We start from the raw sequence: 22043 nt of genomic DNA on the forward strand, positions 1-22043 counted from the left end.
CGTACCATGAGTCGATCGTGGCCAATGTTTCGTTCGCCGTCTTCGGCACGATCCTCACCGTCCTGCTGCTGTTGCTGATCGTCGTCGGCGCCCGCCGGCTGCTGGGGCTGCGCATCGGCCTGCTGCGCACCGCCGCGGGCTGCTTCGTCGCCCTGAGCACGGCCGGCATCGTGACCCGCGGGGTCGGCGGCGTCGAGCAGAACCCGTCGCTGCTGACCCTCGTCATCGGCTCGGCCCTGCTCGTCACGATGGCCTTCCTGATGCTGGCCGAGCTGGTGGTGCCCCACGGCAGCTCCCCCATCACCTGGTATCGCGCGCTGCGCCGCTGGGTCGCGCGCACCCGCCGCTACAGCCGCATCGCGGCCATCGGGGTCCGCCACGGCCTCGGCCCCTACCTGCGCGGGCGCGGGCGGCGGCGACCCGGTCTGGCCCGGCATCTGCGGCTGGCGCTGGAGGAGTCCGGCACCACGTTCGTCAAGCTCGGCCAGGTCCTGTCGACCCGCCGCGACCTGCTGCCGCCGGAGTTCATCGCCGAGCTGAGCCAGCTGCAGCACGAGGTGCCGCCCGCGCCCTGGGCCGAGGTCCGCACCGTGCTCGTCGAGGAGCTGGGCACCGAGCCCGACACGATCTTCGCGAGCTTCGACGAGGAGCCGATCGCGGCCGCCTCGGTCGCCCAGGTCCACCGGGCCACGCTGCGCTCGGGCGCGGAGGTCGTCGTCAAGGTCCAGCGCCCCGGCATCCGCCCCCTGGTCGAGCAGGACCTGGACATCGTCGCCACGCTCGCCCGCGCGCTGCACGAGCGGATGGGCTGGGCCCGCACGATCGGCATCAACGACCTCGCGCAGGGCTTCGCCGACTCGTTGACCGAGGAGCTGGACTTCCGCGTCGAGGCGGCGAACACGACAGCCGTGCGCACGCTGGCCCTGGCCCGCAAGAGCCCCGTCGTCATCCCGCAGATCCACACCGACCTGTCGACCGCGCGGCTGCTGGTGATGGACCGCCTGCCCGGAGTACCCCTCGGATCGAAGCCTTTGGAAGGGGCCGAGCCCCGCGCCGGCCAGCTGCTGGCGCTCATGATGGAGCAGATCATGATCGACGGCATCTTCCACTGCGACCCCCACCCCGGCAACGTGTTCGTCCTGGACGACGGCCGGATCGCCCTGCTCGACTTCGGCGTCGTGGGCCGCATCGACGCCAACATCCAGGCCGCGCTGCAGGACATCCTGGTCGCCATCGACCGCCGCGACCGCGCGGGCCTCAGCGACGCCCTCCTGGAGGCCGTGAGCCGCCCGGAAGGCCTGGACGACCAGGCGCTGGAGCGGGCCCTGGGCCAGTTCATGGCCAGCCACCTGTCCGCCGGTGTGCCGCCCCGCCTCGACATGTTCGTCGACCTGTTCCGCATCCTGGGCGCCCACGGCCTGCGCGTCCCGCCGGGCGTGGCCGCGGTGTTCCGGGCGGTCGGCACACTGGAAGGCACCCTGAAGACCCTCGACCCCGGCTTCGAGATCATCGAGGCCGCCCGCACCTTCGCGACGAGCCGGATCGCCGACCGCTTCAGCCCGCCCTCGCTGCGCCAGGCCGCCGAGGACGAGACGCTGAAGCTGCTCCCCCTGCTGCGCCGCCTCCCCCGCCGCATCGACCGCATCACCAACGCCGTGGAGCAGGGCCGCCTCTCCGTAGGCGTCCGGCTCTTCGCCGACGAGCGCGAGCGCCGGTTCGTGTCCGGGCTCGTCCGCCAGGCGACGCTGGCATTCCTCGGCGCGGTCACCGGCGTCATGGCCGTCATCCTGCTCGGCACCACCGGCGGCCCGGCGCTCTCGGCCGGCTTCACCCTGTATCAGCTGTTCGGCTACAACCTGCTCCTGATCAGCGCCGTCCTCATGCTCCGCACGCTCATCACCAGCCTCCGCCGCGATCCCTAGACCGGCCGGTACATCCTTCGGCCGATACGAGTAGAGGGGGCCCGCCGACCAGTAACGCTTTGGCCGAACAGACACCGCTCGAAATCCCGACCGCAAAGCTCAGTGAGCTGGGGGACAGCGCACGGCCGGCATCCAGGTATGAGGACGCCGTCATCGCCGAAGCAACCGCCGTCGCCGAGGCCAGGCGGCTTGGACTGGCCCGGCCACCGCGATGGGCATGGGCGACGGCCACAGCGTTGACAGCCGTGATCGTTTCCGACGCCGGCCATGGTTCCGGCCCGGATCAGGACGGCGGCTGTTGTGCAGCAACGGCCGCGCGGCGACACTCCGCCGGCCGGGCCGAGCCTCGCCCCAACGTCCCAATCTTCATCGCTTGCTGCAGCGGCGGCCGGTTCCTGTTCACACCCAACTTCATGTGGCTCGACAAGAGCGACGTCGAACTGCTGCAAGGTCCCCAAAATTGGCTGTCTCACGAGAGGAATTTCCAGAAGCGGACCGACAAGTTGCGCGCGGTGGCCCGACGGTCCCTCTGGGCGTCGGGCCGGAGCCGCGGTGCGCGTCAGGCGAGGAGCCGGTCCAGGGGGACGTCCGGGTCGGCGAGTTTGGCCGGGTCGACGGTGGTGCCGTTGTAGCCGGCGCGGATCAGGGCCTGGATCGGGTCGGTCACGTCCCAGATGTTGGCGTTCAGGCCGGCCAGGACGCGGCCGTCCTGCAGCCAGAAGGCGATGAACTCCGGGGCCTTGCCGTCCTTCACGGACGGGTCGCCGCGGAAGACCACGCGGTCGTAGGTGTCCTTGGGGGCGTGGCCGCTGTACTCCATGCCCAGGTCGTACTGGTCGGAGTAGAAGTACGGGACGCGGTCGTAGACGACCTCCTGGCCCAGGAGGGCGCGGCCGGCCGCCTTGCCGCCGTTGAGGGCGTTCGCCCAGTGTTCGACGCGGATGCGGGAGCCCAGCAGCGGGTGGTCCAGGTTGACCACGTCGCCGGCGGCGTAGATGTCGGGCACCGAGGTGCGCAGGCCCGCGTCGACCAGGATGCCGTTGTCGACGGCCAGGCCGCCGTCCACGGCCAGCTCCGTGTTGGGCTGGATGCCCACCCCGATCACGGCCAGGTCGGCCGGGAGCTCGGTGCCGTCGGCCAGGACCACCGACTCCAGGCGGGTGTCGCCGCAGAAGGAGGCGACCGACGCGCCGAAGTGGAAGGTCACCCCGTGGGCGCGGTGCAGGTCGGCGTACACCGCGGCCACCTCGTCGCCGAGCACCCGCTGCAGCGGCAGGGAGCCCAGCTCCACCACCGTGACGGCGGCGCCGTGGTGACGGGCGGCGGCCGCGGTCTCCAGGCCGATCCAGCCGGCGCCGACGACCACCACGTTGGCCGCGCGCTTCAACTGGTCCAGGAGCGCCTCGGCCTCGTCGAGCGTGCGCAGGTAGCGGACGCCGGGCAGGGAGGCGCCGGGGACGTCCAGGGTGCGCACACGGGAGCCCGTCGCCAGCAGGAGCCTGTCGTAGTGCAGCTCGTCGACGCCGTCGAGCGTCACCCGCTTCAGGGCGGCGTCCAGGTGCGTGACCCGTGTGGCCAGGCGGAGGTCGATGTCGTTGTCCGCATACCAGGACAGGTCGTGGACGAACGCCTTCTCACGGGCGCCCTCCAGCTCGCGCAGGTAATCCTTGGAGAGCGGCGGGCGCTCGTAGGGGCGCTCGCCCTCCTCGCCGATCAGGACGATTGTGCCGGTGAAGCCCTCGGCCCGCAGCGTCTCCGCCGCCTTCGCGCCGGTGAGGCCGGCCCCGACGATCACGAACGTGCGCTCATCAGCCATGGTGTCAAGCCTGTCACGTGTCGGCGAGGCGGGCATGCCAGGCCACGGCCGACTGGTCGGTCAGGCTGGCGACCTGGTCGATCACCACGCGGAGGCGGGCCGCGTCGTCGGCGGCCGCCCGCCACATCGGGGCGAAGACGGGGTCCAGCGCCGAGGGGTTCTCCAGCAGCAGCGCGACGAGCGACTGCAGCAGGTGTACCTCATCCGCGTAGCGCTGCGAAGAGCCCGGCCGCCGCATCACATAGCGCAGTGCGATGCCCTTGAGCAGCGCGCAGTGGGCCCGGACCAGGGGCGGCACCAGCAGATCGGCGGCGTAGCGGCGCAGCGGGGCCGGACCGTAGCGCTCCCGGGTCGCGGCCACCGCGGCGGCGGCGAACCGGCCGGTCAGGATGCTCGTCAGGCGCTTGAGGGCGATCTGGGCGCCGTGGCTGCCGTCGTAGTCGTCGAGCGGCTCGAACACCGGGTCGCCCAGCAGGTCGAGGAGGATCGCCTCCAGGTCGGCCGCGGACTCGTGGGAGTAGGCGGCGGCCACGTCCGCGCACAGAGCGCCGCGCTCGCCGGCGTCGATGCGCAGCGGGGCGAGGTGGACGTACCCCCCGTGGATCCCGTCCTCGAGGTCGTGCACCGAGTAGGCGACGTCGTCGGCCCAGTCCATCACCTGCGCTTCGAGGCAGCGGGCGCCGGGCTCGGCCCCTTGCCGCAGCCAGGCGAAGACGTCGGCGTCATCGGAGTACACACCGAATTTGCGGTTGTTCTCGATTTTGAACCATGGGTATTTGGCGACCGCGTCGAGTGCGGCCCGGGTGAGGTTGAGGCCGGCTCCCGGGACCTTGGCCTCCAGACGGGTCAGCACCCGCAGTGTCTGCGCGTTGCCCTCGAAGCCGCCGCACGGCTGGGAGACGGCGTCGAGGGCGTCCTCGCCGTTGTGGCCGAACGGCGGGTGGCCGAGGTCGTGGGCGAGGCCGGCCGTGTCGACCACGTCCGGATCGCAGCCGAGCCGGGCGCCCATTTCCCGGCCGATCTGGGCGACCTCCAGGGAGTGGGTCAGGCGGGTGCGCAGGAACGCGTCGGTGCCGGCCGTGTGGACCTGGGTCTTGGCGGCCAGCCGCCGGAAGCCCGCGGAGTGCAGGACCCGGGCCCGGTCGCGCTGGAAGGGCGTGCGGCCGTTGTCGGCGGACGTGGTGGCGGTGTCCTTGATCGGCTCGGGCACGAAACGGGCCACGTCTTCCGGCGACGGCGTCACGATTCGAGCTTAGAAGAGTCCTCGTCCCTGGGCGCCGGGATCGGTACCGGTGGCTCGGCCGGAGGCTCCCGCGGCGGCGGCTCGTTGAGCGTCTCGACCACCGGGGTCATCAGCACCTTGATCGCGGCGGCGATCGGGATCGACATCAGCGCGCCGACCAGGCCGAGGATGGCCGCGCCGGTCAGCGCGGCCAGCAGGATCGCGACCGATGACAGGTCGACGGTGTTGCGCAGCACCCGCGGGGCCACGATGTAGTTCTCGATCTGCTGGTAGATCAGGAAGAACACGATGAGCACGACAGTCGACGTGACGTCGCCGGTGACCAGGGCGACGATGCAGCACCCGACCGCGCCGACGCCGGCGCCGATCATCGGGATCAGGTCGGTGAGCGCGACCCAGACGGCCAGCGGCAGCGCGTAGGGCACGCCGAGCGCGATCAGGCAGATGAACACCGAGACGCCGGCGACCAGGGAGATGATCAGGTTGCCGATCATGTATCCGCCGACCTTGTCCACCACCACGTTTATCGCCTGCGCGGCGCGGGGCCGGTTCGCCCGCGGCACCAGGCGCACCAGGCCGCGGCGCAGGCGGGGCAGGTCGGCCATGAAGTACAGCGTCAGCACCGTCACCAGCAGGACGTTGACGAGCGCGCTGAAGATCCCGGTGACCACGCCGAGCGCGCCTCCGCCGATCTTCTCGGGCAGCGAGGTGGCGAACTCGGTGAGCTTCTGGGTCAGGCCGTAGCGGTCGGCGACCTCGCGGTAGGTCCGCGACTTGTCCTGCAGCACCTCCTGGTAGTGCGGGACGTTGTCGAGCAGCTGCCCGGCCTGCCCGACGAGCTGCGGCACCAGCGACCAGACGAACCCGACGAGGATCGCCAGCACCAGCACGGCGATGATGGCCACGGCGATCGAGCGGCGCACCCCGTGGCGGATGAGCAGCCGGACCGCGGGGTCGAGGCTCACCGCCACGAACAGCGCGATGAGCACCTGCACGAGCACCTGGCGCACCGAGTAGACCGCGAACGCGCCCGCCGCCACCGTGAGCAGGCCCAGCCCGGCCGCGATGGCCAGCCGGTAGGTTTTTGCGAAGCTCATCGCTTTGGCCGGATGATGCAAAATTCGTTGCCTTCGGGGTCGGCGAGCATGACCCACGCGGCATTCTCGGGTTCGGCGACGTCGACGTGGCGGGCACCCATGTTCACCAGGCGCTCCAGCTCGGCGTCGAGGTCGTCGGGGCGCAGATCGAGGTGGAGCCGGTTGCGTGGCAGCTCCTCGCCGTCGTGCAGGTTGAACACGATACGGGGATGGCCGTCGATGTCCGGTCCGATCACGACCTCGCGCGGGGAGGCGCTCTCCACGCGGTGGTCGAGCACCTCGGCCCACCACCGGCCCAGGCGCTCCGGGTCGACCGCGTCGACGATCAGGGCGTACCAGCGACTCCCCATGAACACACCTCCGCCGTGAACGATGGGGACCCACCATACGCCGCGCCGACCACCATCGCAGCCGCCCGGCGGGCGGGGCGGGTTGGGCAGCTTAGTACCTTTCCGGCGGCCTCGTGAGCCAAACATGCAAATTGCAAAACACACAAACTCTTCGGTCAGACCTTCCTGACCGAATGCACGGAGTAACTGATCAATGAGCACGGGGTAACTTGCCGTGAACGCGTGGTGATGACGCGTGCCCGAAATGTCCGCGCCACCGGGGAGTACCTGTTGCCTGCTATCGATGACTGCCTGCACCGCGCGATGTCCATCAAGGGCGCTCTCGGAGCCAGCCTCATCGACTACACCACCGGTCAGACACTCGGGCTGGAGGGCGGCCAGGAGCACATCGCCCCGCACGCCGACCCCACCGCCGCGGCCCTGGGCACGGCGAGCGTCATCCATGCGGCAATGCAGACCGCGGCCTACGCCCCGGCGATCCCCGGCGACACGGTGGAGGACGTCATCATCAGCACCTCGGCCGCGTACCACCTGATCCGGCCGGTACGCACCAGCTTCGACTCGCGCCTGGTCCTCTACGTCTGGCTCGACCGGAACGAGGGCAACCTGGCCATCGCCCGCCGCCGGGTCCGCTCGCTGGCCGACGATCTCGCGTGATGGGCGGTCCGGAGCGCAGCGGAGAGACAGTGAGCCGGCAGCACAGCGGTGCGCCCGCGCCGACGCCGGAGCTTGCGAAGGCGGCGGTGTGAGCGTGGTGACCGCCAAAACCGGCGTGCCCGCCGCCGACAAGCCCAGGTTCGCGCGGGGCACCACACCGGCCAAGGCCCTCGTCCAGCTGGCCAAGGAGGGTGCCACCGGCGCCCTGACCGTGCACGGCGAGCCCGGCGGCGTGCTGTTCCTGCGCGACGGCCGGGTCAACGGCTGCGAGTCGCCGGCCGCCCCCAGCGTCGACCGGCTGCTCACCGCCTGCGAGAAGGTCGACGAGCGGGTCTGGGAGACCATCCCGTCCCGCCCGGCCCGCGCGCTCGTCGAGGGCGGCCACGTCACCGCGGCCGAGATCGAGCTGTGCGCGCTGCAGGCGCTCTACGACGCCGCGTTCTTCGTGCTCAGCACCGCCCGGGCAGAGCTGCGCTTCGATGAAGGCATCGAGCACTGGCTCGGTGCGGACGGCACTGTGACAGCGGACCAGGTGTGCGACAGCGTCGCCCGGCAGCGGCGCATGCTCGACGAGGTGCACCCCTCCGAAGCAACCGACCTGGCACCGGTCGTACCGGTTCTGCGGCCGGGCCTCGACCGGGTGCTCCTGTCCGGCCTGCAGTGGGAGATCGTCCTGCACGCCGACGGCCGGCGCACGCCGCAGGAGCTGGCCGGACTGCTGGGCCGGTCGGCCTATGCGGTGACGCTCGACGTGCGGCGGCTGGCCGCGGCCGGTCTGGTCACGCCGCCGTCCCTGGAGGAGCCGTCAACCGCAGAGGAGCCGCTTTCGGTGGTACCGCCCGAGCCCGCACCGACCCCGCAGGAGGAGCCCCCGGCCGAGCCACTGCCCCACCGGGTCCCCGGCACCTTCACGTTCGAGGAGCCCGCGGCCCCACGCGGGCGCCGCGAGCTGCCGGCCGGGGTCAGCGCACTGGCGGTGCTGCCCGGGGCGATCGACAAGTCACCGGACGACTCGCTACTGAAACGGATCCGCGCGGCGCTGCAAGCGCTGCGATGAGCCGGGCGACGGCCACCTCGGCACAGATGCCGGGCCGCCGCAGAGAGGAGGAGACGACTCGATGAGGACCGACGCGGAGCTTCGCGGCGAGCTGCTCTCAGAGCTCAGCCGGCTGCGGCGGGCGGTACCGGAGATCACCGGATGCCTCGTCGCCAGCACCGACGGACTGCTCATTGCCGACGACGCCCAGGCGCTCGTCGTCGAGGGTGTCGCCGCGCTGGCCGCGGCCTGCCTCGGCGTGAGCCAGCGGATCGCCGACAGCGCCGGTCACGAGGACTTTCAGGAGGTGCTCATCAGCAGTACCGGAGGGCACGTCGCGATGTACATGGCCGGCCACGGCGCGGTCCTGGTCCTCCTGGCCCGGGCCGACGCGAACGTGGCCCGGCTGCACCACGAGGCCCGGCGCGCCACCGCGGTGGTGTCCCGGGTGATGGCCGACGCCGCGCTGAGCTTTGCGCAGGCCGTGCCGGAGCCGGCGGCATGGTGAGCCGCAGCGGTGGCGCCCACCGCCGACCCCGACGAACTACCGAACCTTCCCTTCCTTCCCCCAGCAACACACTCTCGGAGGTAGCCATGGCGGACATGGAAACTGCACTCAAGGAACTCATGCAGATCGACGGCGCGGTGGGCGTGGCCCTCGTCGACTACAACAGCGGCATGGCCCTGGGCGTCCTCGGCGGCTCGAAGGACCTCGACCTCACGGTCGCCGCGGCCGGCAACACGGACGTGGTCCGGGCCAAGATGCGCACGATCGAGATGCTGAACCTGAAGGACGGCATCGAGGACATCCTGATCACGCTGGCCGGCCAGTATCACCTGATCCGCCCCGTCACGGGCCGCTCAGGCAAGGGCCTGTTCCTGTACCTGGCCCTCAACCGCCAGCGCGCCAACCTCGCCCTGGCCCGCCACACCCTCTCCCGCGTCGAGGACGACATGGAGGTCTGAGGACCTTCCGCAGCCACCCGCCCCGCCACCGCGAAGCCGGTCGGCGGGGCGGCTCGGCACCCCCACCGCTCCCACATCTCCGCGAGTCCGCCCCAGCCGAGTTCCCCGGCCGGGCGGCGGAACAGGACCCGTTGGTGGGCGAGGCGGCGGGGTCCGGGAACGTGGACCAGGACGCGTACGCCTCCGGTGCCGAGCGTCCTTACCAGCTCGCGGACCAGGTGTACCAGGGCCCGTCGAGCATCCGGAACCGCGGCCCCTCCCAGGAGCCGTTGCCGAGCCCGGTGCCGAAGCCGCCGGGGAAGTACCCCCAGCCGACATCGTCGAAGCCCAGCAGCGTCTCGTATTCGCCGGCGTAGAAGATGTAGCCGCCGTCGACGGCGTACGCACTGCCGATCTTGCACGCCCCGATCAGATCGGGCACCGTGACCGGATCGAACAGGTCATCCCCGCCGCGCGGCGCCGGCAGCCCTTGGACGAACGCATCGAACGCCTCCCGCTGGAAACAGCCGGGGAACGCCTGCGCCTCCCGCGCCCGCTCCTGCGCCAGGAACAGCACGCCGACCCCGATCATCGCGCCGACGAGGACCCCGAGCACCATTCCGACCATGATCAGCCAACGGGTGACGCTCATAGCCGCGCAGTCTGCCAAATTCCGGCCCGCTCCGGTGTCCCGCGACGCTCCGGCCAGGGCAGAGAAGGCCGGGGCGCCGTTGCCCCGGCCTTCTCCGATGCTCACCGAGGACTCGAAACCCGGTGAACTACTACCGTTCCGCTCACATCATCGGGAGTCGGAGCCGGTGGACTCGATCGCGGCGCGGCCTGCCTCCAGGCGGGCGACCGGGACGCGGAACGGTGAGCAGGACACGTAGTCCAGGCCCACCTCGTGGAAGAAGTGCACGGAGTCCGGGTCGCCGCCGTGTTCGCCGCAGACGCCGAAGTGCAGGTCCGGGCGGGCGGCCCGGCCCTCGTCGACGGCGATGCGGACCAGCCGGCCCACCCCGTCGCGGTCGATGGACTCGAAGGGCGAGACGCCGAAGATGCCGAGCTCGAGGTACCGCCAGAAGAAGGCTCCTTCGACATCGTCCCGGGAGAAGCCCCAGCCCATCTGGGTGAGGTCGTTCGTCCCGAACGAGAAGAAGTCGGCGGCCTGCGCGATGTCGCCCGCCGTGAGGGCGGCCCGGGGCACCTCGATCATGGTGCCGATCTTCACGTCGACGGCGAACTCGCCGATGATCTTCTCGGCCTCGGCCCGGATGGTCTCCAGCTCCTGGACCGCGCCGACAAGCGGGACCATGATCTCCGGGTGGGAGTCCGGGACCGCGGCCGCGGCCTGCACGATGGCCCGCACCTGCATGGCGAACAGGCCCGGGATGACCAGGCCGAGGCGGACGCCGCGCAGGCCGAGCATGGGGTTGGCCTCGTGCATGCGGCGTACGGCGTCGAGGAGGTCGCGGTCGTGCCCCGGGTCCTCGCCCCGCTCCTCGGCCACGGCGACCTTCACCGCGAGCTGCTCCAGGGGCGGCAGGAACTCGTGCAGCGGCGGGTCGATGAGCCGGACCGTCACCGGCAGGCCGGCCATCTCCCGGAACAGCTCGATGAAGTCGTCGCGCTGCAGCGGCAGCAGTTCGGCCAGGGCGGCCTCGCGCTTCACGGGGTCGCTCTGGGCCAGGATCAGCCGCTCGACAAGCTCGCGGCGCGGCCCGAGGAACATGTGCTCGGTGCGGCACAGGCCCACGCCCTGCGCGCCGAAGCGCCGGGCCCGGGCCGCGTCCGCGCCGGTGTCGGCGTTGGTGCGCACCCGCAGCCGGCGCCGCTCGTCGGCGTGGGTGAGGATGCGGTGGACCGCGGCCACGAGCGCGTCGGCCTGCGGGTCGAGCGTGCCCTCGAAGTACTGCACGACGGGCGAGGGCTGCACGGGGACCTCCCCGAGGTACACCCGGCCGGTCGTGCCGTCGACGGAGATGACGTCGCCCTCGGAGACCACGTGGCCGTCCACAGTGAACTGTCCCTTGTGGAGGTTAACGTCGAGCTCGTCGGCGCCGCACACGCACGTCTTGCCCATGCCGCGGGCGACGACAGCGGCGTGCGAGGTCTTCCCGCCGCGGCTGGTCAGGATGCCCTGGGCGGCGATCATGCCGGGCAGGTCGTCGGGGTTGGTCTCCCGGCGCACCAGGATGACCGCCTCGCCCTCCTTGGCCATCGCCACCGCGTGCTGCGCGTCGAAGACGGCCTTGCCGACGGCTGCGCCGGGTGACGCGCCGACGCCCCGGGTGAGCTGCTCGGGCGCGCCGCCGAGGTCGAACGTCGGGAACATCAGCTGGGCCAGCTGCGCCCCGGTGACCCGCTGCACCGCCTCGTCGAGGTCGATGACGCCCTCGTCGACGAGGTGGGTGGCGATCACGAACGCGGCGGCCGCGGTGCGCTTGCCGACCCGGGTCTGCAGCATCCAGAGCTTGCCGCGCTCGATGGTGAACTCGATGTCGCAGAGGTCCTTGTAGTGCTCCTCGAGGGTGGCCATGATCGACATGAGCTCGTCGTAGGAGGCCTTGTCGCGCTGCTCGAGGTCCTGCAGCGGCACGGTGTTGCGGATGCCGGCCACGACGTCCTCGCCCTGGGCGTTGGCGAGGTAGTCGCCGTAGACCCCGCGCTCACCGGTGGCCGGGTCGCGGGTGAACGCCACACCGGTCCCGGAGTCGGCGCCCAGGTTGCCGAACACCATCGCCACCACGTTCACCGCGGTGCCGAGGTTCGACGGGATGCGCTCCTGGCGGCGGTACAGCACCGCGCGATCGGCGTTCCAGGACCGGAACACCGCCCCGATGGCCAGGTCGAGCTGTTCGCGGGGGTCCTGGGGGAAGTCGCGCCCGGTGTGCTCACGGAAGATCCGCTTGTAGTCGCCGACCAGTTCCCGGAGGTGTTCCGCCTGCAGCCCCACGTCCTCGCGGGTACCGGCCCGGCGCTTCACATCGTCGAGGGCGTGCTCGAACTCGGCGCCCGGCACGTCGCAGACGGTCTTGCCGAACATCTGGATGAGCCGGCGGTAGGAGTCCCAGGCGAACCGCTCGTCCCCGCCGGCCTGCGCCGCGAGCCCCGCGACGCTGGCGTCGGTGAGCCCGACGTTGAGGACCGTCTCCATCATGCCGGGCATCGAGAACTTCGCGCCCGAGCGCACCGAGACCAGCAGCGGGTCCTCGGAGTCGCCGAGGCGGCGCCCCATCTTCTGCTCGAGGGCGGCGAGGTGCTCGGAGATCTCACGCTGGCCCGGCACGTCGCCGGTGTCGAGGAATGCGCGGCAGGCATCGGTCGTGATCGTGAACCCGGGTGGGACCGGCAGCCCGAGGTTTGTCATCTCCGCCAGGTTGGCGCCCTTGCCACCGAGCAGGTCCTTCAGGTCGCGGTTGCCCTCTTCGAAGTCGTACACGAACTTGCGCACAACGCCTCCATACCCACTGAGCCATCGTTTAGGTCCTGGGTGTGCCGGACACCGTAAGTCGCTTTCCAGCCGCCGTGCCATGCCCGGTGACAAGTCGCACAGGAAACGGCACAAGCAGCGATTTTCACTGCAATTGGGAGCGGTACCACGAGCACGAATGCGCATTCATGCAAAGAGAGCGCTCTCACTGGCCGCACGTTCGGTCATGAGACGATGAGGGGGTGACATTGCAGCTCGGACCCCACGTCGTCGACCCGCCCGTCGTGCTCGCCCCCATGGCCGGCATCACCAACGTGGCGTTCCGGCGACTGTGCCGCGAACAGGGCGCCGGCCTCTACGTCTGCGAAATGATCACGACGCGAGCCCTCGTCGAGCGCAATCCGAAGACCATGTCGATGATCCAGTTCGGCGCCGACGAGCGCCCGCGCAGCCTCCAGCTCTACGGCGTCGACCCGGCCACCATCCGCAAGGCCGTGGAGATGATCGTCGACCAGGACCTGGCCGACCACATCGACATGAACTTCGGCTGCTCGGTCCCGAAGGTCACCCGCCGCGGCGGCGGCTCGGCCCTGCCGTGGAAGCGCGGCCTGTTCGCCTCGATCGTCTCGGCCGCCGTCTCCGCTGCCGCTCCGGCCGGCATTCCGGTCACCGTCAAAATGCGCATCGGCATCGACGACGATCACCGCACAATGCTCGACGCCGGCCACATCGCCCAGGAGGCGGGCGCCGCCTGGGTCGCCCTGCACGCCCGCACCGCCGCCCAGCGCTACTCCGGCGAGGCCGACTGGTCGGCGATCGCCGAGCTGAAGCAGTCGCTCGACATCCCGGTGCTGGGCAACGGCGACATCTGGGAGGCCGAAGACGCCCTGCGCATGATGGCCGAGACCGGCTGCGACGGCGTCGTCATCGGGCGCGGCTGCCTGGGCCGCCCCTGGCTCTTCGCCGACCTGGCCGCCGCCTTCGCCGGCTCCCCCACCCGGGCCCTGCCCACCCAGGGCGAGGTGGCCGCCCTGATGCACCGCCACGCCACGCTCCTGGTCGAGTGGTGGGGCCGGGAGAAGGAGGGCGTCACCGACTTCCGCAAGCACGTGGCGTGGTACCTGAAGGGCTTCCCCGCCGGCGGCGAGCTCCGCGCCGCCATGGCCACCTCCTCGACCCTTGACGAACTGGCCGGCCTCCTGGCCCAGCTCGACCCGGACGTCCCCTTCCCCCGTGAGATCCTGGGCCAGCCGAGGGGCCGAACCGGCACCCCCGCCCGAGTCGTCCTCCCCGACGGCTGGCTCAACGACCGCGACTCCGACCTCGTCCCCGAGGGCGCCGAGCTCGACGACTCCGGCGGCTGATTTCGACAGGCTGCCGTCTATGGGGCTTCGCGGTGTGATGTTCGATGCCGGCGGGGTGTTGTTCGGGCCCGTCGGCGGGCGCTGGAATCCGCGGTACGACTTCGAATGCATTGTGCTGCGCCACCGTCCGGGCATCGCGTCGTTCGCGGACGCCATCGCCGCCGGGCAGCGGTTCCTGGACGAGTCGACCACCACGCCGGCCGCAGCGACTATCACCGGGTGATGCCGGCCGCGCTCGGCGTCAAGCCGTCGGCCGCGCTGCTCGACGAGTTGGACGCGCCGGCACGAGGGCCGCTCGTCGAGGGTTCGCCATCTCCGAAGTGCTCGGCTGCAACAAGCCTGACCCGCGCATGTACGCCGAGGGCCGGCGGCTGCTCGACCTGCCCGCCGGCGATTGCCTGTTCATCGACGACGACCCGGCGCTCGTTGCGGCGGCGCGGGAGCTCGGCTACCAGGGGCTGACGCTCGACCGCACCGCCGCGGCCGCCGGGGAAGGGGTCATCACGAGCCTCGAAGCGATCGCGCCCTAGGCGGCCCGGCGTGACGGGGAGTCGGCCCGGGCCTGGCCCTGGATCAGGCGCAGGCGGGACGGGGCCGGCGCCGCGGGCTCCTCGACCGCGTCCAGGGCGGCCGGGCGGCGCCACTGCCACGGCGGGCCCTGGCGGTTCGCCGGTGGGCGGCCGGGGTCGAGGGCCGGGCGGGACAGGGCCAGCACGATGCCGTAGCCGGCCAGCACGAAGCCGTGGCTGATCAGGCGGGTCGTCTCGACCGTGCCGTTCATGAGGTCGCTAGCGCTGAGCAGTACCAGCAGGGCCACGAACGCGGTGAGCATCGGCAGGGCGCCGGAGGGGGTGGCGCGGCGGGTGGCGATCCAGGCGAAGCCGGCGCCGATGGCCACGTTCCACGCGGCCGACTCGTGGAAGACGTGGCCGGAGCCGTGCAGGTGGTTGGTGCTCGCGGCGGTCGCGGCCTGGGCGATGCCGAGCATGAACTGGGCCAGGCCGAACACGCCGAGCAGCACCCGCAGCGCCAGCACCAGCCGGCGGTGGCCGCGCTTGAAGCCGGCGAGCAGGGTCGGCACGGGTGGCGGGGTGCCGGGCAGCGGTTGCAGGCGCACGAGCCGGGTCACGGCCATCGCGTCGTGCTCCCATGTGCGGCAGGCCGGGCACGCCGCCAGGTGGGCGTCGGTCAGCGCCGGCTCGATCGGTTCGTCCTCGCCGTCGAGCCGGGCCGACAGCGCCTCGCGGTACCGCTCACACTCCACGTCTGGATTGTCGCCGGGCCGACCGCGTTAGTTCCACTCAGGTTTCCGCAAGCGCCCGCGTCCACAGGTGCAGCAGCGTGTCGACAAGGACTTTCCGGTCGTCGAACGGCGCCACCCCGCTCGCCGCCAGGTAGTAGAGCCGCTCCCCCAGCCAGGTCAGCGACGCGGCCAGCGCGGGCAGGTCGACGCCGGGCAGCCGCTGCTCGAACAGCCTGATCCGGGCCAGCGTGGCCTGCGTGAACGTCTCCATCTGGGCCAGCCACAGGGCGCGCAGCTGCGGGTCGGAGCCCCAGCTCTCCACGATCGCCCGCAGCACCCCGGCGTTGGCCAGCCACAGTCCGGCCCCGGCGTCGATGCCCTGCCGCAGCGCCTCCCGCGGATCGGCGGAGCCGGACACCCACGGCTCGGCGGCGGCGTGGCCCTGCCCGACGGCCTGCCGGACCAGCTCGGCCAGGGCGGCCTGCTTGCTCGCGAAGTAGAAGTAGAAGCTCGCCCGGGCGACCCCGGCGGCGGCGATGATCTCGGCGACGCTTATCGAGTCGAAGGTGCGGGCGTCGAGCAGTTCGCGCAGCGCGTCAAGGATGCGGTCGCGCAGCTCCCCATCCACGGGCACATCACGGCGGGCGGTCACTTGAACACACTACCTGGACACAGCGGCTGGACACTATGACCAGACAGATTGTATGGTCCTACGCATGACACAGATCGCCGTCCATCTCGTGGTGGACGATCCGGCCCGGGCCGCCACCTGGCTCATCGACACCCTCGGCGCCCGGGAGACCGGCCGTTACGAGCAGCCCGACGGCACCCTCCTCGCGGTCCAGATGCTGCTCGGTGACACCCCGCTCGCCGTCGCCGGCGAGATGCCCGACGCCGGGCTGCGCACCCCGGCGTCAATGGGGGGCTCCCCCGCCGCGTTCCACGTGACAGTCGACGACGTCGACGCGGCCTGGAGCCGGGCGCTGGAGCGGGGGGCGACGGCGTTCAAGGAGCCGTACGACGCACCCTGGGGCGAGCGCACCGCCCAGTTCCTCGACCCCTCCGGCCACCGCTGGGCGATCAACCGGGCGATCGCATGAGGTACCGCACCTTCGGCCGCACCGGCCTGCGCGTCTCCGAGCTCGTGCTGGGCGCCATGACCTTCGGCGAGCAGGGCGGCGTCGGCGCGCCGATCGACGACTGCCGCAAGATCCTCGACACGTACACCGAGGCCGGCGGCAACATGATCGACACCGCGATCAACTATCGGGGCGGCGCCAGCGAGGAGATCGTCGGCGAACTGCTGCAGGACCGGCGGTCCGAGTTCGTGGTCTCGACCAAGTACACCGTCACCCGCAACGCGGACGACCCGAACGGCGGCGGCAACCATCGCCGCAACCTGCGCCTGTCCCTGGAGACCAGCCTGCGCCGCCTCCGGACCGACTGGATCGACGTCTACTGGGTGCACATCTGGGACCGGCACACGCCGATCGAGGAGACGATGCGGGCCCTCGACGACGCGATCACCAAGGGCCAGATTTTGTACTGCGGCATCTCCGACACCCCCGCCTGGCTCGTCTCGCGCGCCAACACCCTGGCCGAGTGGCGCGGCTGGACCCAGTTCGCCGGCTTGCAGGTGCCGTACAGCCTGGTCAACCGCGATGCCGAGCGCGAACTGCTCCCCATGGCCGCGGACTACGGCATGGCCGTCACCGCCTGGAGCCCGCTCGGCGGCGGCATCCTGACCGGCAAATACGAGCTGTCGGAGCAGGGCCGGCTCAACGCCGCGGACATCAGCCCCGACGACCGCGCGGTGGCGCAGGCGGTCACCGCCGCGGCCGGCGAGCTCGGCGTGACCCCGGCCCAGGTCGCCCTCGCCTGGGCCCGGCAGAAGGGAGTGCTCCCGATGCTCGGCGCCCGCACCGAGGCCCAGATCCGCGACAACCTGGGCAGCCTCGACGTCACCCTGCCGCCCGAGGTGTCGCAGCAACTGGAGCAGGCGACGAACTTCAAGGTCGGCTTCCCCACCGACTTCATCGATCAGACGAGCCGGTGGGTGCTCGGCAGGGCCGCTCTCTAGCGGGCCGCGATCACCACGATCTCGATCAGGAACTCGGGCCGGACCAGGGCGGGGACCGTCAACAGGGTGCTGGCCACCAGCCGGCCCGCCATGTAGACGTCCCGCTCGGCCATGGCCTCCGCGAGACCCTCGCCGGCCGCGGACGCCACCACGTATGTCGTCAGGCTCACGATGTCATCGGCCGACATCGACGCGGCCGCGAGGAGCGTGTCGATGTTGCGCCAGATGATGCGGGCCTGCGCGCGCACGCCGGGCGGCACCGTGCCGTCGGTGTCGACGCCGACCTGGCCGGCCATGTGCAGCCAGCGGGTCGCGTTCGTCACCAGTGTGGCCTGGGCGTAGTTGGCGTTCGGCGGCGCCATTCCCGCGGGCGTGATCGCCTCGTGCATGCCTAGCTCTCCAGTCGCCGCAGCAGGTACGTATCCATGATCCACCCCTTGCGCTCACGGGCCGCCGCCCGGACCGACTCGATCTCGTCGATCACGTCGTCCAGTCGGCCGCTGATGAGGATCTCGTCGGGGGTCCCGAGGTACGCGCCCCAGTAGATGTCGATGGGCTCGGAGCGGTACCGGCGGCAGGAGAGCGACGCATCGAGCATCACGACGACGTCGTCGGCCCCGTCGGGCCACCCCGCGGCCAGCCGCCGCCCGGTCGTGATGAGCACGGCCCCGGCGACCCGGTTGAGGGTGACCCGGTGCCGCGCGGTCAGGATCTGCACGGAGCTGATGCCCGGAATGACCTCGAAGGGCACGAGGTCCTGAAGGATCCGGATCGTTCCGTCGTACAGCGCCGGGTCGCCCCAGGCCAGAATCCCGCCGACCCCGTCCGGACCCAGCTCCCGCTCGATCGCCGCCGCCAGCAGCCGCGTCCGCTCGTCGCGCCAGTCCTTCACGGCCCCGGCGTAGTCGGCCGCGGCCCGGTCGCGCGGCGGGTCGGCGATCACCACGGTCCGCGAGCCGGCCCGGGTCACATACCGCGACACCAGCGCCTGCCGCGCCGCCGTGAGCTCCGTGGCCGCCGAGTCCTTGTCCAGCACGAAGAACACGTCGACAGCGTTCATAGCGTTGATCGCCTGCACGGTCACGTGCTCCGGATCCCCGGCCCCCACTCCGATGATCAACACTTTGCGCATGCGGCCCATCGTAGAGGTCACGCCGGATAGGCCCGGGTCTCGGCCGCCTTCACCGCCGCCCACACCTCCCGCCCCGGCGTCAGCTCCAGGTGCGCGGCCGCCGCGGGCGTGACGTCGGCCGCCGCCGGCAGCACCCCGGCGAGCTGGATCCGCAGGTTGTCCCCGTGCCGCTGCAGGCCCGCGATAGTCGCCGGCCAGGTGTTGCGCGGGCTCCCGTCGGGCCGGGTGGCGTGCAGCGCGACGGCCGACGGCGCGAACGCCACGAACGCGTCGCCGTCCAGCGCATCGGCCGCGGTCAGCACCATCCCGCCGACGTCGACCGAATACCCGCACGCCCGCCCGCGGTACAGGTTCAGCCCCACCAGCCGCGCCACATACTCGGTCCGCGGCCGCGCCGTGATCTCCGCCGCGTCACCGTCCTGCACAACGGCCCCGCCCTCTAGGATCACGAGCCGGTCGGCCAGCACCAGCGCGTCGAGCGGATCGTGGGTCACGAGCAGCGTCGCCCCGGGATGATCCGCCAGATGCCGCTGCAGCTCGGCGCGCGTGTCGGCCCGGGTGCCGGCGTCGAGCGCCGCGAGCGGTTCATCGAGCAGGAGCAGCATCGGTTGTACTGCCAGAGCCCGCGCCAACGCCACACGCTGCGCCTGCCCGCCCGAGAGCTGCCGCGGCCTGCGCTTGGCGAAGTCCGCCAGCCCCACCCGCTCCAGCCAGGCCGTCGCCTCGGCCCGCGCGGTCCGGCGGTCCCGCCCGTGCCGCCGCGGCCCGAACGCCACATTGTCGAGCGCGCTCAGGTGCGGAAACAGCAGGTACTCCTGAAACACCACGCCGATGGGCCGCTTCTCCGGCGCCACCCACACCCGCCGCGAGGGCCGGTCGAGGTCCCGGCCGTCCACCGCGATGTGCCCGTCCGTCAGCGAGGTGAGCCCGGCCAGCGCCCGCAGCGCCGTGGTCTTCCCCGCCCCGTTGGGCCCGAGCAGCGCCACGACCTCCCCGGCCGCAATCCGCAGCTCGGCGTCCAGCCGGAAGGAGCCGCGGTCGACGACGACCCGCGCGTCGAGGAAGCGGTCGGAGCTCATGCGGTGATCCAGCGGTCGCGGAGGGAGGCCAGGATCGCCACGGAGACCACGAGCAGGATCAGGCTGAGCACGATGGCCGCCTGCAGGTCGGTCTCCAGCGCGAGGTACACCTCGAGCGGCATCGTGCGCGTCCGGCCCGGAAAGCTCCCGGCGAACGTGATCGTCGCCCCGAACTCGCCGAGCGCCCGCGCCCAGCACAGCACGCCCCCGGCCGCGATGCCGGGCGCCACCAGCGGGAGCGTCACGTGCGTGAACGTGGTCCAGCGCCCCGCACCCAGTGTCGCCGCGGCCTCCTCGTAGCGGGCGTCGGCTCCCCGCAGCGCCCCCTCGACGGCGATGATCAGGAACGGCATGGCGACGAACGCCTCGGCCAGCACCACGGCGCTCGTCGTGAACGGCAGCGTGATCCCGAACGCGCTGTCGAGCCACGCCCCGACGATCCCCCGCCGCCCGAACACCAGCAGCAGCGCCACGCCGCCCACGACCGGCGGCAGCACCAGCGGCACCGTCACCAGCGCCCGCACCACCCGCCGGCCCGGGAACTCCACCCGGGCCAGCAGCCAGGCCAGCGGTACCCCCAGCAGCAGGCAGATAAGCGTCGCCGCCGTCGCGCTCTGCAGCGACAGTCGCAGCGCCGTCAGCACCCCCGGCTGCATGATCCGCTCCGGCAGGGTGCTCCAGGGCGCCCGGATCAAAAGCCCGGCCAGGGGCAGCACCAGGAAGATCAGACCGAGCCCGGCGGGGACCAGCAAAGCCACCGGAACCCGCCGAGCCTGATCACGTCGCTTTCGCACGCCCGTCGCCGGCTACGGCGCCTGGAAGCCGATGTCGGTGAGGACCGACCTGCCCTTGTCCGACAGCACGTACGCGACGAACGCCTTCGCACCCGCGGCGTTCGGCGCGTGCTTCAGCACGACGATCGGGTAGGTGTTGATCGCGCCGGCCGACTCCGGAAACTCCACGTCGTCGACGTCACGGGCGGCGGAGCGGGCGTCGGTGCGATACACCAGCGCCGCGTCGACCTCGCCGAGCGTCAGCTTCGACAGGGCCGCCTTCACGTCCTGCTCCAGGGTCACCGGGGTCAGCTTCACGTTGGCCGTGCTCAGCGCCGTCTTCGCGGCCGCGCCGCACGGCACCTGCTCCGCGCACAGCGCCACCTTGATGCCGGGCCGGGCGAGGTCGGCCAGGCTCTTGATGCCCTTCGGGTTGCCCGGCGACACGGCGATCACCAGCTGATTCTTCCCGAACGTGGCCGGCTCACCGGACGCGCCCCCGGCGTCGGTGACGGTCTTCATGTTGGCCGGGGCGGCCGACGCGAACACGTCAGCTGGCGCACCCTGGTTGATCTGGGTGGCCAGCGCCGAGCTGCCGGCGTAGTTGAACGTGACCTTGCTGCCCGGGTTGGCCGCCTCGAACGCCGAGCCGATCTTGTTGAACGCCTCGGTAAGCGACGCGGCGGCGAACACGTTGATCGTGCCGGTGACGCCGGCGCCCGCCCCGGACGACGCGACGCCCGGCGGGTTGGCGCCGTTCGAGCTGGTGTCGTCGCTGCAGCCGCCCAGCCCGGCCAGCCCGAGCGCGGCAACCACGAGTCCGGTCAGGACGGTGCGCCTCATGTGTGACTCCTCCCCTTGTCAACCCGCTCGACCACGACAGTTGTCGACTTGATCACGGCGACGGCCAGCGACCCGACCTGCAGGTCGAGCTCGTCGGCCGCCTCCCGGCTCATGAGGGACACGATCCGGAACGGCCCGGCCTGGATGTCGACCTTCGCCATGACGGTGTCCTTGACCACGGCGGTGACGATCCCCCGCATCCGGTTGCGCGCCGACGACCCGTCCGCCCCGGCGTCCGCCTCGGCCGCCTGCGACCGCGCGAACACGGCCAGGTCGACGCCGTCGATCACGCGATGCCCGTGCTCGTCCCGCCCCGCCCCGAGCCGGCCCCCGTCGACCCACCGCCGGAGCGTGTCGCTGCTGACGCCGAGCAGCTCGGCCGCCTCGCCGATCCGAAACGTGGTCATGGCGGAGAGCCTACTCTTGCATTTGCGGCGCGTATCGGGCTAATGCGCTGGCATCTGCGACATTCAGAAGCCGTCAGGCCGGACGCGGCCGACGGCGGTGAAAACACCACAACGGACCGGCAGAAGACCTAAACCGGCGACAACAGCCCGCGCTCCGACAGGAAGTCGCGAACCTTCCGCTCCTCCGGCTCCGGCAGCAGCGTGAACGGCAGCACCAGCACGCCGTTGCCGCCGACGACGATGACCCAGAACTCGCCGTTGTCCTCGACCCGCTCGACAGTCGACCACTCGTAACCGTTGCGCAGGCTTCGGGTGAAGACCCGGACGGCGGAGTCCGTGATCTCGTAGGTGGCCGTTTCCGCGAACACGCCGGTCCGGGCCTTGGCCGCGGCGCGGGTCAGCACCCAGGGGCCGACCAGGATGATCACGCCGGGGGTCAGCAGGACGCCGGCGCCAATGGGGAGGCCCAGGATGAGGGCGCTGAGGCCGGCCACCGACAGGCCACCGCCGATCAGGTTCCACGAACGCAGGCTGCCGCGCATGCGAGCCCGGAGCGACCGGCGGGTCCGGTCGCGGTCGGGCTGGACCGTCAGCGTGATGAGCATCAGTCCCCGTTCATCGAT

General features: G+C 71.6%; 25 protein-coding genes. 10 read left to right on the forward strand and 15 right to left on the reverse strand.

Annotated features, from left to right (window positions below; genetic code table 11):
- Window positions 1-17 precede the first annotated feature (17 nt).
- Window positions 18-1922: an ABC1 kinase family protein gene (locus tag Dvina_RS46315; RefSeq protein WP_246655770.1), complete on the forward strand. Its 1905-nt coding sequence runs from the start codon at window positions 18-20 to the stop codon at window positions 1920-1922.
- 559 nt (window positions 1923-2481) lie between these two features.
- On the opposite strand, the gene Dvina_RS46320 is transcribed toward Dvina_RS46315, so the two are convergent.
- Genes Dvina_RS46320 through Dvina_RS46335 form a run of 4 tightly spaced genes read right to left on the reverse strand, consistent with a single transcriptional unit; the run spans window position 2482 to window position 6428 of the window.
- A complete protein-coding gene (locus Dvina_RS46320) occupies window positions 2482-3738 on the reverse strand; it encodes an NAD(P)/FAD-dependent oxidoreductase (RefSeq protein ID WP_223097827.1) in 1257 nt (418 codons plus the stop codon).
- A 13-nt stretch (window positions 3739-3751) separates the two neighbouring features.
- Window positions 3752-4981, reverse strand: a complete 1230-nt coding sequence (locus Dvina_RS46325) for a deoxyguanosinetriphosphate triphosphohydrolase (protein ID WP_380028583.1) — start codon at window positions 4979-4981, stop codon at window positions 3752-3754.
- Window positions 4978-6078: an AI-2E family transporter gene (locus Dvina_RS46330; RefSeq protein WP_223097829.1), complete on the reverse strand. Its 1101-nt coding sequence runs from the start codon at window positions 6076-6078 to the stop codon at window positions 4978-4980. The genes Dvina_RS46325 and Dvina_RS46330 overlap by 4 nt, the downstream gene beginning before the upstream one ends.
- A complete protein-coding gene (locus Dvina_RS46335) occupies window positions 6075-6428 on the reverse strand; it encodes a VOC family protein (protein ID WP_223097831.1) in 354 nt (117 codons plus the stop codon). Before Dvina_RS46335 ends, Dvina_RS46330 begins: the two co-directional genes overlap by 4 nt.
- A gap of 270 nt (window positions 6429-6698) precedes the next feature.
- On the opposite strand from Dvina_RS46335, the gene Dvina_RS46340 reads away from it, so the two are divergent.
- From Dvina_RS46340 to Dvina_RS46355, 4 genes are all read left to right on the forward strand, one after another.
- A complete protein-coding gene (locus tag Dvina_RS46340; protein WP_223097833.1) occupies window positions 6699-7085 on the forward strand; it encodes a hypothetical protein in 387 nt (128 codons plus the stop codon).
- A 94-nt stretch (window positions 7086-7179) separates the two neighbouring features.
- Window positions 7180-8142 (forward strand): MarR family transcriptional regulator, encoded by a 963-nt coding sequence (locus Dvina_RS46345; RefSeq protein WP_223097834.1) that lies wholly within the window; start codon window positions 7180-7182, stop codon window positions 8140-8142.
- Between the two features lie 61 nt (window positions 8143-8203).
- The gene (locus Dvina_RS46350; RefSeq protein WP_223097835.1) at window positions 8204-8629 is read left to right on the forward strand and encodes a roadblock/LC7 domain-containing protein; all 426 of its coding nucleotides are present in this window, start codon (window positions 8204-8206) and stop codon (window positions 8627-8629) included.
- Between the two features lie 86 nt (window positions 8630-8715).
- Complete coding sequence (locus Dvina_RS46355; protein ID WP_223097836.1) at window positions 8716-9087, forward strand: hypothetical protein; 372 nt, start codon at window positions 8716-8718, stop codon at window positions 9085-9087.
- A 199-nt stretch (window positions 9088-9286) separates the two neighbouring features.
- Here Dvina_RS46355 and Dvina_RS46360 read toward each other — a convergent pair whose 3' ends face one another.
- Both Dvina_RS46360 and ppdK read right to left on the reverse strand, forming a co-directional pair.
- A complete protein-coding gene (locus Dvina_RS46360; protein ID WP_223097837.1) occupies window positions 9287-9718 on the reverse strand; it encodes a hypothetical protein in 432 nt (143 codons plus the stop codon).
- A 147-nt stretch (window positions 9719-9865) separates the two neighbouring features.
- Window positions 9866-12520, reverse strand: coding sequence for a pyruvate, phosphate dikinase (gene ppdK, locus Dvina_RS46365; RefSeq protein WP_380028588.1), 2655 nt, complete (start codon window positions 12518-12520; stop codon window positions 9866-9868).
- Window positions 12521-12795: 275 nt separating this feature from the next.
- On the opposite strand from ppdK, the gene dusB reads away from it, so the two are divergent.
- From dusB to Dvina_RS46380, 3 genes are all read left to right on the forward strand, one after another.
- Window positions 12796-13863, forward strand: coding sequence for a tRNA dihydrouridine synthase DusB (gene dusB / locus Dvina_RS46370; protein ID WP_223106102.1), 1068 nt, complete (start codon window positions 12796-12798; stop codon window positions 13861-13863).
- A gap of 19 nt (window positions 13864-13882) precedes the next feature.
- Window positions 13883-14086, forward strand: a complete 204-nt coding sequence (locus Dvina_RS46375; protein WP_223097839.1) for a hypothetical protein — start codon at window positions 13883-13885, stop codon at window positions 14084-14086.
- Between the two features lie 127 nt (window positions 14087-14213).
- A complete protein-coding gene (locus Dvina_RS46380) occupies window positions 14214-14393 on the forward strand; it encodes an HAD family hydrolase (RefSeq protein ID WP_246655771.1) in 180 nt (59 codons plus the stop codon).
- On the opposite strand, the gene Dvina_RS46385 is transcribed toward Dvina_RS46380, so the two are convergent.
- Window positions 14390-15127 carry a zf-HC2 domain-containing protein gene (locus tag Dvina_RS46385; protein WP_223097841.1) on the reverse strand — a complete coding sequence of 246 codons (738 nt, stop codon included), beginning with the start codon at window positions 15125-15127 and terminating at the stop codon, window positions 14390-14392. The genes Dvina_RS46380 and Dvina_RS46385 overlap by 4 nt on opposite strands.
- A 37-nt stretch (window positions 15128-15164) precedes the next feature.
- Window positions 15165-15758: a TetR/AcrR family transcriptional regulator gene (locus Dvina_RS46390; RefSeq protein WP_223097843.1), complete on the reverse strand. Its 594-nt coding sequence runs from the start codon at window positions 15756-15758 to the stop codon at window positions 15165-15167.
- Window positions 15759-15822: 64 nt separating this feature from the next.
- On the opposite strand from Dvina_RS46390, the gene Dvina_RS46395 reads away from it, so the two are divergent.
- The gene (locus Dvina_RS46395) at window positions 15823-16206 is read left to right on the forward strand and encodes a VOC family protein (protein WP_223097845.1); all 384 of its coding nucleotides are present in this window, start codon (window positions 15823-15825) and stop codon (window positions 16204-16206) included.
- Complete coding sequence (locus Dvina_RS46400; RefSeq protein ID WP_223097846.1) at window positions 16203-17186, forward strand: aldo/keto reductase; 984 nt, start codon at window positions 16203-16205, stop codon at window positions 17184-17186. The genes Dvina_RS46395 and Dvina_RS46400 overlap by 4 nt, the downstream gene beginning before the upstream one ends.
- On the opposite strand, the gene Dvina_RS46405 is transcribed toward Dvina_RS46400, so the two are convergent.
- The 7 genes from Dvina_RS46405 to Dvina_RS46435 all read right to left on the reverse strand — a co-directional run bounded on the left by Dvina_RS46405 (window position 17183) and on the right by Dvina_RS46435 (window position 22025).
- Entirely contained in the window at window positions 17183-17575 is a 393-nt protein-coding gene (locus tag Dvina_RS46405; protein ID WP_223097848.1) for a RidA family protein, read from the reverse strand. The genes Dvina_RS46400 and Dvina_RS46405 overlap by 4 nt on opposite strands.
- A gap of 2 nt (window positions 17576-17577) precedes the next feature.
- The gene (cobF, locus tag Dvina_RS46410; protein ID WP_223097850.1) at window positions 17578-18318 is read right to left on the reverse strand and encodes a precorrin-6A synthase (deacetylating); all 741 of its coding nucleotides are present in this window, start codon (window positions 18316-18318) and stop codon (window positions 17578-17580) included.
- A gap of 17 nt (window positions 18319-18335) precedes the next feature.
- Window positions 18336-19397: an ABC transporter ATP-binding protein gene (locus Dvina_RS46415; RefSeq protein WP_223097852.1), complete on the reverse strand. Its 1062-nt coding sequence runs from the start codon at window positions 19395-19397 to the stop codon at window positions 18336-18338.
- A complete protein-coding gene (locus Dvina_RS46420; protein ID WP_223097854.1) occupies window positions 19394-20191 on the reverse strand; it encodes an ABC transporter permease in 798 nt (265 codons plus the stop codon). The genes Dvina_RS46415 and Dvina_RS46420 overlap by 4 nt, the downstream gene beginning before the upstream one ends.
- 12 nt (window positions 20192-20203) lie before the next feature.
- Window positions 20204-21013 carry a molybdate ABC transporter substrate-binding protein gene (modA, locus tag Dvina_RS46425; RefSeq protein ID WP_223097856.1) on the reverse strand — a complete coding sequence of 270 codons (810 nt, stop codon included), beginning with the start codon at window positions 21011-21013 and terminating at the stop codon, window positions 20204-20206.
- Entirely contained in the window at window positions 21010-21420 is a 411-nt protein-coding gene (locus Dvina_RS46430; protein WP_223097858.1) for a TOBE domain-containing protein, read from the reverse strand. Before Dvina_RS46430 ends, modA begins: the two co-directional genes overlap by 4 nt.
- A gap of 128 nt (window positions 21421-21548) precedes the next feature.
- The gene (locus tag Dvina_RS46435) at window positions 21549-22025 is read right to left on the reverse strand and encodes a YcxB family protein (protein ID WP_223097860.1); all 477 of its coding nucleotides are present in this window, start codon (window positions 22023-22025) and stop codon (window positions 21549-21551) included.
- Between the last annotated feature and the right edge of the window lie 18 nt (window positions 22026-22043).

The organism is Dactylosporangium vinaceum, assembly GCF_019904175.1.
Taxonomy (GTDB): domain Bacteria; phylum Actinomycetota; class Actinomycetes; order Mycobacteriales; family Micromonosporaceae; genus Dactylosporangium; species Dactylosporangium vinaceum.